The organism is Rhizobium sp. SEMIA 4085, from assembly GCF_013004495.1.
GTDB lineage: Bacteria > Pseudomonadota > Alphaproteobacteria > Rhizobiales > Rhizobiaceae > Rhizobium > Rhizobium gallicum.
The window spans coordinates 1-12,741 of the sequence record NZ_JABEPH010000161.1 but is presented as its reverse complement, the minus strand read 5'-3'; the positions used below and the strand labels follow the sequence as shown (position 1 = coordinate 12,741).

At 60.5% G+C, this 12,741-nt stretch carries 13 protein-coding genes; 5 read left to right on the top strand and 8 right to left on the bottom strand.

Annotated elements, in window-relative coordinates:
- Nucleotides 1-255: 255 nt before the first annotated feature.
- The 8 genes from tilS to ybgC form a co-directional block, all read right to left on the bottom strand.
- Nucleotides 256-1,614 carry a tRNA lysidine(34) synthetase TilS gene (gene tilS, locus C9413_RS17115; RefSeq protein WP_170250673.1) on the bottom strand — a complete coding sequence of 453 codons (1,359 nt, stop codon included), beginning with the start codon at nt 1,612-1,614 and terminating at the stop codon, nt 256-258.
- Nucleotides 1,615-1,624: 10 nt separating this feature from the next.
- Complete coding sequence (gene ybgF / locus C9413_RS17110; RefSeq protein WP_039846018.1) at nt 1,625-2,644, bottom strand: tol-pal system protein YbgF; 1,020 nt, start codon at nt 2,642-2,644, stop codon at nt 1,625-1,627.
- A gap of 161 nt (nt 2,645-2,805) precedes the next feature.
- Nucleotides 2,806-3,333, bottom strand: coding sequence for a peptidoglycan-associated lipoprotein Pal (gene pal / locus C9413_RS17105; protein ID WP_039846019.1), 528 nt, complete (start codon nt 3,331-3,333; stop codon nt 2,806-2,808).
- A 155-nt stretch (nt 3,334-3,488) separates the two neighbouring features.
- The gene (gene tolB / locus C9413_RS17100) at nt 3,489-4,799 is read right to left on the bottom strand and encodes a Tol-Pal system beta propeller repeat protein TolB (RefSeq protein ID WP_039846976.1); all 1,311 of its coding nucleotides are present in this window, start codon (nt 4,797-4,799) and stop codon (nt 3,489-3,491) included.
- A 21-nt stretch (nt 4,800-4,820) separates the two neighbouring features.
- On the bottom strand, nt 4,821-5,948 hold the full coding sequence (locus C9413_RS17095; protein WP_039846020.1) for a hypothetical protein: 1,128 nt from the start codon (nt 5,946-5,948) through the stop codon (nt 4,821-4,823).
- A gap of 8 nt (nt 5,949-5,956) precedes the next feature.
- Entirely contained in the window at nt 5,957-6,412 is a 456-nt protein-coding gene (tolR, locus tag C9413_RS17090; protein ID WP_022715756.1) for a protein TolR, read from the bottom strand.
- Between the two features lie 20 nt (nt 6,413-6,432).
- Nucleotides 6,433-7,152, bottom strand: a complete 720-nt coding sequence (gene tolQ / locus C9413_RS17085; protein WP_022715757.1) for a protein TolQ — start codon at nt 7,150-7,152, stop codon at nt 6,433-6,435.
- 394 nt (nt 7,153-7,546) lie between these two features.
- The gene (gene ybgC, locus C9413_RS17080) at nt 7,547-8,002 is read right to left on the bottom strand and encodes a tol-pal system-associated acyl-CoA thioesterase (protein ID WP_039846021.1); all 456 of its coding nucleotides are present in this window, start codon (nt 8,000-8,002) and stop codon (nt 7,547-7,549) included.
- A 115-nt stretch (nt 8,003-8,117) separates the two neighbouring features.
- On the opposite strand from ybgC, the gene C9413_RS17075 reads away from it, so the two are divergent.
- From C9413_RS17075 to C9413_RS17055, 5 genes are read left to right on the top strand one after another with little or no spacing between them, the layout of a single operon-like run.
- Complete coding sequence (locus C9413_RS17075) at nt 8,118-9,338, top strand: NAD-dependent epimerase/dehydratase family protein (protein WP_039846022.1); 1,221 nt, start codon at nt 8,118-8,120, stop codon at nt 9,336-9,338.
- A gap of 2 nt (nt 9,339-9,340) precedes the next feature.
- The gene (locus tag C9413_RS17070) at nt 9,341-10,198 is read left to right on the top strand and encodes a glycosyltransferase (protein ID WP_223844024.1); all 858 of its coding nucleotides are present in this window, start codon (nt 9,341-9,343) and stop codon (nt 10,196-10,198) included.
- Nucleotides 10,195-11,094, top strand: a complete 900-nt coding sequence (locus tag C9413_RS17065; RefSeq protein ID WP_039846023.1) for an NAD(P)-dependent oxidoreductase — start codon at nt 10,195-10,197, stop codon at nt 11,092-11,094. The genes C9413_RS17070 and C9413_RS17065 overlap by 4 nt, the downstream gene beginning before the upstream one ends.
- Nucleotides 11,095-11,149: 55 nt before the next feature.
- Entirely contained in the window at nt 11,150-11,746 is a 597-nt protein-coding gene (locus C9413_RS17060; protein ID WP_039846978.1) for a 5-formyltetrahydrofolate cyclo-ligase, read from the top strand.
- Nucleotides 11,747-11,749: 3 nt separating this feature from the next.
- Nucleotides 11,750-12,574, top strand: a complete 825-nt coding sequence (locus C9413_RS17055) for a TIGR00282 family metallophosphoesterase (protein ID WP_039846024.1) — start codon at nt 11,750-11,752, stop codon at nt 12,572-12,574.
- Nucleotides 12,575-12,741: the final 167 nt, after the last annotated feature.

The window sequence follows — 12,741 nt, the reverse complement described above, 5'->3', positions numbered from 1 at the left end:
CCTGGACGCGCCCGCCACCGCCCCCCCGCAGGAACTGGAATTGGGGTGTGTCGCGGGAGCCGGTGTGCGCCGGCGTCGTCTGGAACAGGCTGAAAAGGGCAATCAGCAGAAGCGCTATGATTGCCCACAAGGCGAAATTACGTAAGTTAGGGTTCATTGAACTCCCCAGCACTGCAACAACCGCCTCATGGCAGCCGTCTTATTTGGCTTCTAACATAGGGTTGCGCTGTGCCGTTGCCAAGGCGATACACTCTGTCAGATGGCTTTTCCGTCAATAAGACCTAAAGGCGGGCTTGGATAGGGGCGCATTCCAAAAGCCGCCGCGAGGCTTTCAGCAAAGATGAGATCAAATCGTGTCAAAAAGCGGTCGAACAGCGCAAAATACCGCGTGAGAGTGACATCCGGATGAGAATTCATGCACAGGTTCGCGTCAGCGGCGACTGAAATGCGTGGCTGAGCTGCCAAGGCCCGCTTGAGCGCAGCTTTTGGCAATCCAGCCACGCGCCGTGGCTGGATTGCCGTGGCAAGCACGGGAACGAGGGAGGAGTTGGCGGAACGTGCGATAACCGTCAGATCGAACGACGATCTATTCGCGACAACAAACCGGCCATCCCAGATGCCGCGCTCTGCGGGCGCAACGACCAGTGGCAAGATGCCGCGGCTTTCGCGTGCAAGGTAAAGGCCGTCGCGTCTTAGATCGAAAACCACTCTGCTTGCGGTCATGCGTCGGGGCGTGCCTGCGGTTACGAGAGCGAGAATGCGATCCATCTGCACGCGGCCTGGCGCAAAGCGTTGTCCGCCGAAAACGGCCGCAAGACGGCCGAGCGCATAACCGAGCACGTCCAGGGGCGCCTCAAGTCCATCTCTGTCCACGCGGCCCAGCCCTTCGCACGGAAGGGTAAAATGACGGCCGAGCCATTGGGCCGCCTGCCGTGAAAGCTCCAAGCGGATGTCGCCGTAAGCGTCTGCCTCCGGGGCGCCCTCACCCGCCAATGCGGCGCGCGTCCGCACGCGCTCATATTTAAGATCCTCATTGCTTGGATCATCGAGCCAAGGCAAGGCTCGGGCCGACAGAAATGCGCGGATATCGGCGCGCAGGCACGAAAGAAACGGCCGGGCGATCCAGACCCGGCGCTCAAAGAGAACGGCATCGGCGATGCCGGTGGAGGGGTTGTCGCTGCGCGCGCTGCGCATCGCTCGCGTCTCCCGCTGATCGTCCAGCGTATGCGCCGTCACGATGAGATTAGCGTCAAGTTCCGCCGCGGCATCTGCGAGCAGTTCGTAACGTGCCTCACGGGCGGCCACCATGATGCCGGTTTTTGGTTTGGGATCGCGCCAGACATGGATCACGTGGGCAATGCCGAGCGATTTGCATAAGGCTGCGACATGGCGCGCCTCATCTGCCGATTCTGCGCGCAGATCGTGGTCGATCGTCGCGGCGCATAGGGAAATTTGGGAATTGGGTTCGGCCTTCAGCGCTTCCAAAAGTGCAAGAAGCAGACCGGTCGAATCGCTGCCGCCGGAGATGGCGACGAGAATACGCGTCGGGCTGGCAAGCGAACGGAGAAAGCGACGGGCCGCGGCCTCGGGCGAAAGCACAGTGTCCGGAGACAAACCGGAATCCTCAGCAGGAGAGGCGCTTCTGTTCGCTCGCGACCTTGCTTATGACAGCGCGCGAAGCCTTCGGGTAACGCTTGGTGACTTCCTTGAGCGTCGCACAGGCCGTGTCGTTATTGTCGAGTGCAGCCAGCGACATGCCGAGCTTCAGTAGCATTTCGGGCGCCTTTTCGGACGAGCCGTATTTCTTGTGGGCATTCAGGAAGGTCTTGGCGGCCTCATTGAACTTGCCCTGGGAATAGAGCGCTTCGCCCAGCCAGAAATTGGCATCGGCAGCCCGAGCGCTTCCCGGATACTGCGCGATATACTGGGTGAACTGCTCTTCGGCAATCGCGTAATCACCGGAAAGGACGTGACCGTAAGCGGCCTTGTACTGATCGGTCTCGCTGCCGAGAGATGCGGTCTGCTGCGGCGACGTCCCGGCATTCACGTCGGGAAGCGGCGCTGAACCGACCTCGGCGCTCTCATTCACGCTGCCGCCGATCGGATTGCCGTTCTGATCGAACTGGATCGAGCCCAGCTGCTGCGGCGGCCGCCCGAAACCGCTGTCCGACGGAACGTCGTTGGAGGGAGCCCTTTCGGCTCCCTGTGGTGTCTCGATGATCGTCGCGACATCGTCGTTCTGGCGCTGGGGGCGTGCATCGGCCTGCCCGGAAGCCGGAGGCTGCAGATCCGCCTCGCTCTTCTTCGTGTTGCCCTTCGAACCAGCGGCACCGCCGCTCTTTTCCAGATCCTGGAAGCGAAATTCGTTGTCTTCCTGCGTCTTGCGCAGTGATTCCTGCATCTGCAGGATCTGGAAGCTCATTTCCTCGATGCGGCCGTTCAGTTGACGCAGTTGCTCTTCGAGTTGCTGCACGCGCATTTCCGCGCTGCTGCTCTGCACGTTGACCGCCGGCGGCGTCTGCGTCTGGCTTTGCGCAGGCTTGCCGCCAAAGTTCATGCCGAGAAACGAAGCGGAATAAGCCGCTCGCTCGGTTCCGGTTACGGCCGCGAGGCAGAGCAAGCCTGCCACGACAAGTTTCTTCATAGGTTTCGTCCTGTCCCAGTGATTCTTCGCGCCTGGATGGCACGAACAGGAGATTTTTCCAATTACCTTCAAAAAGCAACGGAGTCTGGCCAAAGTGTGTTCAAAAAGAAAGGCGGCCCGCGAAGGAGCCGCCTTTTCGCAACACAATATATTTGAGGGGATTACATACCGGCGCCGCCGAGAACAGTGACTGCACGGCGGTTCTGCGACCAGCAGGAAATATCGTCGCAGACGGCGACCGGACGTTCCTTGCCGTAGGAGATCGTCTTCATGCGCTGAGCCGGAACACCGCGCGAAGAAAGGTAATCCTTGGTGGCGGCAGCACGGCGGGCGCCGAGTGCAAGGTTGTATTCGCGCGTGCCGCGCTCGTCGGCATGGCCTTCGACGGTGATCGCATAGTTCGGGTAGCGAGCCAGCCACTGTGCCTGGCGGTCGAGTGTCTGGGCAGCGTCGGCACGGATCGAGGTCGAGTCAGTGTCGAAGAAGATGCGGTCGCCGACGTTGACGGTAAAGTCCTGAGCCGAACCCGGCGTTGCGGCACCTGCACCGAGGCCGAGCTCGCCAGCGCTGTTCGGCGTCTTCTTGTTGGCGCAGCCAGCGAGCGCCAGACCGGCAACGAGTGCGATCATGACGGGGTTGCGGGCGAAATACTGCATGCGGCTCATTGCCGGGGTGTGAATTCGGCTCATGGCCGGGTCTCCTTGCGATTTATCAGGGTTGCCGGACTGTAACCGTACTCGGTTAATCGGCGCTCAAGAAGTATGGTTAATAATTTGTTGATTGTCCCTGCATCGGCCAATTCCAGCACTTTGCGGCGACAAGAAGGCGAAATCCGGCTCATCCACTACTCAAGCAGCGGCGACCAGGCCGGGTCGGATGCGTAGGTCGGCGTCTTGATGGCCTGCTCGTTGTAACCGGTCAAATCGATCGAATAAAGCTGCGGGCCGCCTGCGCCGGCTGGCTGGCGGAAGAACATCAGCACACGCCCGTTCGGCGCCCAGGTCGGGCCTTCGTTGTGGAAGCCCGTCGTCAGGATGCGCTCGCCCGAACCGTCCGGCTTCATCACGCCGATCGAGAATTTCCCGCCCGATTGCTTGGTGAAGGCGATCAGATCGCCGCGTGGCGACCAGACTGGCGTCGAATAGTTGCCGTCGCCGAAGGAGATACGCGTCTGGCCGGAGCCGTCAGCATTCATCACGTAAATCTGCTGCTTTCCGCCGCGGTCGCTTTCGAAAACGATCCGGCCCCCATCCGGAGAATAGGATGGCGAGGTATCGATCGCGGCTGTCGACGTCAGGCGCGTCGTCGTGCGCGACCGCAGATCCATCGTGTAGATATTCGCGTTACCTTCCTGCTGAAGGCTCATCACCACTTTTTGGCCATCCGGCGAAAAGCGCGGCGAAAAGGTCATGCCGGGGAAGTTGCCGACAACTTCACGCTGTCCGGTTTCGAGCTGCAACAGGTAGACGCGCGGCTGCTGGTTGGCGAAGGACATGTAGGTCACTTCCTGCCGGTTCGGCGAGAAGCGCGGCGTCAGAACGAGGTCGCTGCCATCCGTCAGCGTGCGCACGTTAAAGCCGTCCTGATCCATGATCGCGAGTTGGCGTTTGCGCTGCTGCTTCGTGCCAGACTCGGAGACAAAGACGACACGGGTATCGAAATAGCCTTCTTCGCCGGTGATCTGCTTATAGATCGCATCGGCAATGATGTGGGCAACGCGACGCCAGTTTTCCGGCTGCGTATAGAATTGCTGGCCGGTCATCTGCTGACCGGCGAAGGAATCCCACAGACGGAACTCGGCGCGAAGTCGGCCATCACCTTCCTGCGTGACGCGGCCGGTGACGAGCGCCTGCGCGTTGATGACCTTCCAGTCTTCGAAACGCGGAGCGGCATCGGGGTTGGAAATCTTCTCGATGAAGGCGTTCTTGTTGATCGGCGCAAAGAGGCCGGAGCGCTGGAGATCGGCGGCGATCACCTGGGAGACCTGCGCGCCCATGTCGCCCTGCAGGAAATCGGTAATGGCGATCGGCAGCGGCTCGACGTTACCCTTGTTGATGTTGATCTCGACAAGCGCGTGGGCAGGCGTCGCGATAGCCGCCGTCACAGCCATGCCGAGAGCCACCATGAAGGCGCGGATGAGGGAACACTTGGTCATGAGGAGCAAGCCTTTCAGCATTTAAAGGGCCATCTGACTGGGGTCGAAGTTCACGATGACTTCGCTCCACGCGTCATATTTGTCTTTCGGAAGGTTGGTGAATGGCGCGGACCGTTTGACGGCACGATAGGCACCGCCTGCAAGTGCACGGCGTGTGGATTCGTTGCCGCCGGTCGCTTCGACCTCGGGGTCTCCGATGATCTCGCCATTCTCGTCCAGCTTCATGTGGACGGTGATGCGGACCTGGTCCATGTCCGCAAGGCCGGGAATGATCTGCCAGTTGCCGGCAATCGCATTACGCAGCGCATCCATCTCGCTCATGCTGAGCTTGGCGCCGGTGTTATTCGACTTCTTGGCACCCAGAGATGCGACTTCGGTCGAGCGCTTGGCGCCGCCGTTGGAAGGCTCCTGCTTGTTCAGCAGTGCTGCGATGTCGTCGGCGTTGAAATCGCTCTGCTTCGAGGACGAGGCCTTCGCCTTTTCCTGGGCCTTGTCGGCTTTCTTCTTGTCCGGCTGCTTGTCAGCCGTCTTCTGCTGGTCCTGCGCTTTTTCCGGCGGCTTTTCAGCGGGTTTCTGCTCGGGCGGCTTCACCTGCGGCTTGGCCACCGGCGTGGGAACATTGTCCGGCAGCGCTTCGGCTTCCGGCTTCGGCGGCTCGGCCTGTTCGGCGGGCATTTCTTCCGGCTTCGGCGGCGTCGGCGCAATTTCCGGCTTGGTTTCTGGAACCGATGCGACTTCCTTCGGCTCATCGACCACCGTGTCCTCCTTCATGATCTCCTTCACCTCGTTGGGGACGGGATCATTCTGGGGAAGCGGCTTTTCGGCGGCTTTCGGCGCGGCAGTGCTTTCGTTGTTGTTGGGCTTGGCGTTCGGGATCGGCGGCGTCTTCAGATCGATCTTGTTGTCGCCGAGGTTCTCTGCGTCTGCAACATCAGCGGGTTTTGACGTCGGCTTCGGCGCCGGCTTGTCGTTGGGCTTTGCCGTCTTGTCACCCTGCTGCATCTGGGTGATGGATTCGACTGGCACCAGATCGACCGGCATCGCTTCGAAATCATCGACCTTGAACGATTCCGGCGAACCGATGGTCACCAGAGCCGCGGCGAGCACCAAGCCGTGCAGAACAGCAGATGTGACGACACTGGTCTTCATCTTGCTTTCTACTGGTCCTTCTTCTGCTGCGTGACGAGACCGATATTCTTGAAGCCCGCGCCCTGGATGCGCGCCATGACGTCGGCGATCACGCCGTAGGGCGCCGTCGCGTCACCACGCACGAAGATGCGCTCATTGTAGCCGGTGGTCGCGATCGCTTCGAGCTTGGCGGCGATCTCTTCGGCCGGGATCGGCGTTTCCTGCAGGAACACCGCACCGTCGTTCTTGACGGAAATGGTGATCGGCTGCGTTTCGGAATTGAGCGCCTTGGCCTGCGTTTCCGGCAGGTCGATCGGCACGCCGACGGTCATCATCGGGGCCGCCACCATGAAGATGATGAGCAGCACGAGCATGACGTCGACGAGCGGCGTCACGTTGATCTCGGAAATAACACCCTTGTTCCGGCCACCACGGCGGCGGCGTCCTCCGCCTCCGCCGTTATTGCCTCCAACAGCCATACCCATGATCGTGTACTCCGTTGGTTTTACTGTGCGGCCTGACGCGGCTGCAGCTTCTCGTCGATCTGGCGCGAAAGTATGGCGGAGAATTCGTCCGCAAAGCCTTCCATGCGGCCAGAGAGTTTGCCGGCATCCGCGGAGAACTTGTTGTAGGCGATAACCGCCGGGATAGCGGCAACGAGGCCGATCGCAGTGGCGAGAAGAGCCTCGGCAATACCTGGGGCAACGACCGCGAGATTGGTCGATTTCGAACCGGCGATTGCCTGGAACGAAGTCATGATGCCGACGACCGTACCGAAGAGACCGATGAACGGACCGGCCGAACCGATGGTCGCGAGCGACCCGAGGCGGGCGGAAAGATATTCGGTTTCACGGGCGAGCGTCACATCCATTGCCCGGTCGATACGCATCTGCAGGCCGATCGGCGAGCGTGCGCCGCGCTCGAAGGACTTCTTCCACTCGCGCATGGCGGCGACGAAGATCGAAGCAAGCCCGGTATTGTTGCGTTCGGAAAGTGTCCTGTACAGCTCTTCCAGCGACTGACCCGACCAGAAAACCTGTTCGAACTTGTCGAACTGGCGCCGGGCGCGCCCATAGGCCAGATATTTGTCGATGACAATTGCCCAGGTCCAGACGGAGGCTGCGATCAGCCCGAGCATGACCAGCTTGACGACGATGCCTGCCTGCATGAACAGCGACCAGAGGCTGACGTCGGCCGTTGCTGCTGCCAATCCTACTTGTTCCATTTATCAAAATCCCCGAATCCAAACGCCCGGTGCTTGACCGGGCGGCACAGAAAGTGATCTCGCAAGAATTGCCTGGCGACCGCCGCCCAAAGCCCTGGTCAAGCTTAAAGCTCTTCTTCCGCCTTCCTTGCCGTCAAATTTGGTCAAAGGAAGGCGTGCACCGCACAATCTCTGACTTTCAGAGTAAGACACTATTATGGTTAATAGATCGTTAGTGCCAGAGTATGACGGCAAAGCTTTACCAGCTGAATTTTTTCTTCTCGGCTTGGCACGAAGAGACCGAAGTCCGACGACGGAGTACCGCGCAATTCTTGCAGCGCCGAATTCCTTCACATGAAAGTCAGGTTTTTGCAAGGCTTGCGTTTGGTCATTTCTGCATGTCTGGAATGCGCTTTCAGCCCTCCTGCGTCTCTATTTGCATCTGCCTTGCCAGCGCCTCGGGCAACCGCCGCGGTCTTCCCTTCGCGTTGATGACGGCAATGATGACCTTGGCGGCGATAAGCGGCGTTTCGCCGCGGCGGATGTCCTGTTGCAGCACCATCTTCGCGCCGCCTGCCTTCTCGGTGCGCGTGACGATGGTGAGAACATCGTCCATGCGCGCCGGATTCCTGAAGTCGATCTCCATGCGGTGGACGACGAAAACGAGCCCTTCCTCGTCGGCGGTGATCAGCTCGCGCTGCTCGACGCCCAGGCAGCGAAGATAGTCGGTGCGGCCGCGCTCGAGGAAATGCAGATAGCGCGCGTGATAGACGAGACCGGAGAAATCGGTGTCTTCGTAATAGACGCGCTGGATCAGTTGGTGCCCCGTCTCCGTCAGCACGCCAGAAATCGAAAAGCCGTTATCCGCCATAATTTTCTCCAAACACGCATGCCTGTTGGCGAGGCGCAGCAATGCCCTAGCTTTGAACAATCGTCACAGTACTTGAGTATTCCCGATAGTGGATGAACATGCAGGAGGCAATGCGATGAAGATTGCGGTGATGGGCGGAGATGGGTTCATTGGCTGGCCGACATCGCTGCATCTCTCAGACGCGGGGCACGACGTCCACATTCTCGACAATCTCTCGCGGCGCTGGATCGACACCGAACTTGGCGTGCAATCGCTGACGCCGATGGATTCCATTCAGGAGCGTACCCGCATCTGGCATGCCGAAACCGGGCGGCGCATCCATTTCAATCTGATTGACCTCGCCAAGGATTACGAGCTTCTCAAGAATTGGCTTGCCGAAAACCGGCCGGCGGCCATCGTCCATTTCGCCGAGCAGCGCGCGGCTCCCTATTCGATGAAGAGCGACCGGCACAAGAACTACACCGTCAACAACAATGTCAGCGCTACGCATAACCTTTTGAATGCGCTCGTCGAATTACAGCTCGACGCTCATCTGATCCACCTCGGCACGATGGGCGTCTACGGTTATTCGACCGTCGGCGCGGCGATCCCCGAGGGCTACCTGACCGTCGGCGTCGAAACGGCGGATGGCGAGATGGCCCGACAGGAAATCCTCTATCCGTCCAATCCCGGCTCGATCTACCATATGACCAAGTGCCTGGATCAACTGCTCCTGCAGTTCTATGCGAAAAATGATGCGCTGCGCATCACCGACCTGCACCAGGGCATCGTATGGGGCACACATACGCAGCAGACCTGCCGCCATCCCCAACTGATCAACCGTTTCGACTATGACGGCGACTACGGCACCGTACTGAACCGCTTTCTCATCCAGGCCGCGATCGGCTACCCGCTGACCGTGCACGGCACAGGCGGCCAGACGCGCGCCTTCATCCATATCCAGGATTCGGTTCGCTGCATCGAGCTTGCGCTGAAGAACCCGCCTGCGCGCGGCTCCCGTGTCGAGATCTTCAACCAGATGACCGAGACGCATCGGGTGCGCGATCTTGCCGAGATGATCGCCAGGATGAGCGGCGCGAAGATCGCCTGGCTTCCCAATCCGCGCAAGGAAGCGCCGGAAAACGATCTGATCGTCAGGAACGAGAAATTCCGCGATCTGGGGCTCGATCCGATCACGCTCGAGGCGGGCTTGCTCAGCGAGATCGTCGACGTCGCCAGGAAATTCGCTTACCGCGTCGACCGCTCCCGCGTTCCCGCAGTCTCTGCCTGGACGAAGGACATCGCCGCCACGATCGACCGCGACCCGGAAGGCAAGCGGCTGAAATCGGTGTCATGAGCATGGACGTGATGGAGACCGGAGCGGTCATCTCATTAGGAGAGTGGCCTCAGCGTTACGCCTACATCACCCTCGTCACGAATGCCGACTATGCCAAGGGTGCGACCGCGCTTGTACGCTCCCTTCGGCTCACGAAAACGGCGGCCAATATCGTCGTGCTGCATACCGGCGGCGTTGATGGAATCGCGCTTGCCCCGCTTGCCGATCTTGGCTGCCGCCTCATCGCAGTCTCGCACCTGCCGCTTTCCGGCGCCTTCAACGAGCGTCATGCCCGCGGCCAGCTTCATTCCGCCGCTCCCTTCGCTAAGGGCCGCAAGCCTGATTTTCATTCGCCGCTCGACAATTTCTGCAAGCTTCGCCTCTGGCAACTGACCGAATACGAGCGAATCGTCTTCATCGACGCCGATGCTATCATCTTGAAGAATATCGACAAACTCTTCGCCTACCCCGAATTTTCCGCAGCACCGAATGTCTATGAAACGCTTGCCGACTTCCGCCGCATGAATTCCGGTGTCTTCGTCGCAAGACCCTCCGAAGAAACCTTTGGCCGGATGCTTGCCATGCTCGACCAGCCGGATGCCTTCTGGCGACGGACCGACCAGACCTTCCTCGAAGCCTTCTTCCCGGATTGGCACGGCCTCCCCGTCTATTTCAACATGCTGCAATATGTATGGTTCACCATGCCCGCGCTTTGGGACTGGAAGAGCATTTCGGTCCTGCATTACCAATATGAAAAGCCATGGGAGAAGGATCATCCGAAGGCGGCCAGGCTCAAGCCGCTGATCGATCTCTGGCACTCCGTCCATGCCGGCAACGACCTGCCGGACCTTGCGTCCATGATGAACCCGGAGGCGAAATGAAGGTACTGGTATCCGGCGGGACGGGCTTGGTGGGACGCTATATCGTCGAGGAGCTGCTTGCCGCCGGATATTCGGTCATCATTGGCGGTCGCCGCGCGCCATTGCCACGCCTCTTCTCCCGTCCCGTCGAATTCGCACCGCTTTCGCTCGATCCCGACAAGGACCATATCGAGGCCTTCGACGATGCCTATTTCTTCGTGCATGCCGCGCTCAGCCACCTACCCGGTCGATATCGTGGCGGCGAAGGCGATGATCCGGGCGGCTTCCGCCGCCTAAACCTCGACGGCACTGTGTCGCTCTTCGACACCGCCAAGCGCGCCGGTACCCGCCGCTGCATCTTCATCTCCAGCCGCGCCGCCTATCAGGACACAGCGCCCGGCACTGTTCTCACAGAAGACATGCTGCCGGAGCCGGATACGCTTTACGGAGAGGTAAAGCTCGCCGGCGAGCGAGCGCTCGCCCATCTGGCCGGACCGGGCTTTGCAGCGACCAGCTTGCGCACCACGGGAGTCTATGGCGACTTGCTCCCGAACAAATGGACGGGTCTCATCGAGGATTACCTGAGCGGCAGGCCGGCGCCCGTTCGAGCCGGAACGGAAGTTCACGGCCGCGACCTCGGCCGCGCCGTGCGGCTGATGCTGGAGACGGAAAGCGCCCGCGTCTCCGGCGAGGTCTTCAATGTTTGCGATCTTCTCGCCGATACCCGCGATATCTTGTCGGTCGTGCAACAGCAAACCGGCTGTTCCAATCCTCTGCCTGCCTCGGCAGACAAGTCTGCCATCAATCGGATGAGCACCGAAAAGTTGCAAGCGCTCGGCTGGCTTGCGGGCGGCAAGGCCTTGTTCGAACAGACGGTCCGGCAACTGGCGGCCCCATTGCAGCACTTGCGGCAGTAAACGCCCGCTGTTTCACGGGATTGCAATGGCCCGCCAGCCGTTTATGGTTCGCATTATGCAGCAGACGATATCCAAAGGACTGAAAGCCCAGATGCGCGCCGAACGGCTTGCGCTGCGCGACTCAATCCCGCCAGAGACGCGGATCGAAAAAAGCCTGGCCATGGCGGAGCACGCCGGCGAGGCTGTGGCTTTCGATCCCGGCACGATCATTTCGGGCTTCATGCCCATCCGCTCGGAGGCCGATATCCGGCCGTTAATGGCGCGCTTTGAGGAACGCGGCGCCCGCCTCTGCGTTCCCGCCATCCTCGACAGGCAGACGATCGTCTTCCGTGAACTCCTGCGCAGCGCGCCGCTTGTTGCAACGGGCTTCGGTACTGCCGGACCGGGACAGGAGGCCACCGTTCTCGATCCGGAAATCATGCTCGTGCCGCTGTCGGCCTTCGACGATCGCGGCCATCGCATCGGCTATGGCGCCGGCCACTACGACCGCGCGATCGGCCGTTTGCGGCAAAAAGGCATGCATCCGAAGCTGATCGGCATTGCATTCGACTGCCAGGAAGTGGCACATGTGCCCGACGAGCCGCATGACATAAGCCTGGATGCCATCCTGACAGAAAGCGGCCTTCGCTTTTTTGCTTCTTGGATCGGATAAGGAATGCGTCTGCTTTTTCTGGGTGACATGGTCGGCAAGACGGGGCGCACGGCTGTATGGGATCGACTGCCCGGCTTGATTTCAGACCTGAAACTCGACTTCGTGATCGTCAACGGCGAAAATGCTGCCGGCGGTTTCGGCATCACGGAGGACATCTTTCTCGAGACGATCAACGCCGGCGCCGACGTCGTCACAACCGGAAACCACGTCTGGGACCAGAAGGAAGCGGTCGCCTTCGCGGGCCGCCACGATCAGTTCCTGCGCCCGGCGAACTATCCGCAGGGAACGCCCGGCCGCGGCTCAGGCCTCTTTTATGCGCGAAGCGGAGCACGCGTGCTCGTGGCAAACATCATGGGCCGCGTCTTCATGCATCCCGAGCTCGACGATCCCTTCAAATCCGCCGAAGCGATCCTCGATGCCTGCCCGCTGAAGGAGCAAGCCGATGCGATCATCTTCGATTTCCATGCGGAGGCCACCAGCGAGAAGCAGTGCTTTGGCCATTTCGTCGATGGACGCGCCAGCTTCGTCGTCGGCACGCACACCCATGTGCCGACCGCCGACCACCAGATCCTCAACGGAGGCACGGCCTATATGTCGGACGCCGGCATGTGCGGCGACTACGACTCCTCGCTTGGCATGGACAAGGAAGAGCCGCTAAACCGCTTCATATCCAAGATGCCGAAGGGACGTATGGAAGCCGCCACTGGACCTGCCACGATCTGCGGTGTCGGCGTGGAGATTTCCGACTCCACGGGGCTTGCTGAAAAGATCGCCCCGCTGCGGATTGGCCGGCGGCTTTCCGAAACCATCCCGGACTTCTGGCGCTGAGAACACCCGCCAGCAACACGCAATTGTGAGCGGCCCTGCCTGATTTCGGCTGGACCGATGCGTCCCCTTGTCGCATCCTCGCCGCACCGTGAAAGCGCCGGAGGGGTGGCATGAAGCCGCAATTGCTTATCCTCGCTATCGCATGCCTTGTGCCTCTTGCCCTGCCC

Excerpts from the sequence above, each read along its gene's own strand:
- ybgF (WP_039846018.1), bottom strand. The coding sequence starts at position 2,644 with ATGAAGAAACTTGTCGTGGCAGGCTTGCTCTGCCTCGCGGCCGTAACC.
- pal (WP_039846019.1), bottom strand. The coding sequence starts at position 3,333 with ATGAGCCGAATTCACACCCCGGCAATGAGCCGCATGCAGTATTTCGCC.
- tolB (WP_039846976.1), bottom strand. The coding sequence starts at position 4,799 with ATGACCAAGTGTTCCCTCATCCGCGCCTTCATGGTGGCTCTCGGCATG.
- C9413_RS17095 (WP_039846020.1), bottom strand. The coding sequence starts at position 5,948 with ATGAAGACCAGTGTCGTCACATCTGCTGTTCTGCACGGCTTGGTGCTC.
- tolR (WP_022715756.1), bottom strand. The coding sequence starts at position 6,412 with ATGGGTATGGCTGTTGGAGGCAATAACGGCGGAGGCGGAGGACGCCGC.
- tolQ (WP_022715757.1), bottom strand. The coding sequence starts at position 7,152 with ATGGAACAAGTAGGATTGGCAGCAGCAACGGCCGACGTCAGCCTCTGG.
- ybgC (WP_039846021.1), bottom strand. The coding sequence starts at position 8,002 with ATGGCGGATAACGGCTTTTCGATTTCTGGCGTGCTGACGGAGACGGGG.
- C9413_RS17075 (WP_039846022.1), top strand. The coding sequence starts at position 8,118 with ATGAAGATTGCGGTGATGGGCGGAGATGGGTTCATTGGCTGGCCGACA.
- C9413_RS17070 (WP_223844024.1), top strand. The coding sequence starts at position 9,341 with ATGGACGTGATGGAGACCGGAGCGGTCATCTCATTAGGAGAGTGGCCT.
- C9413_RS17065 (WP_039846023.1), top strand. The coding sequence starts at position 10,195 with ATGAAGGTACTGGTATCCGGCGGGACGGGCTTGGTGGGACGCTATATC.
- C9413_RS17060 (WP_039846978.1), top strand. The coding sequence starts at position 11,150 with ATGCAGCAGACGATATCCAAAGGACTGAAAGCCCAGATGCGCGCCGAA.
- C9413_RS17055 (WP_039846024.1), top strand. The coding sequence starts at position 11,750 with ATGCGTCTGCTTTTTCTGGGTGACATGGTCGGCAAGACGGGGCGCACG.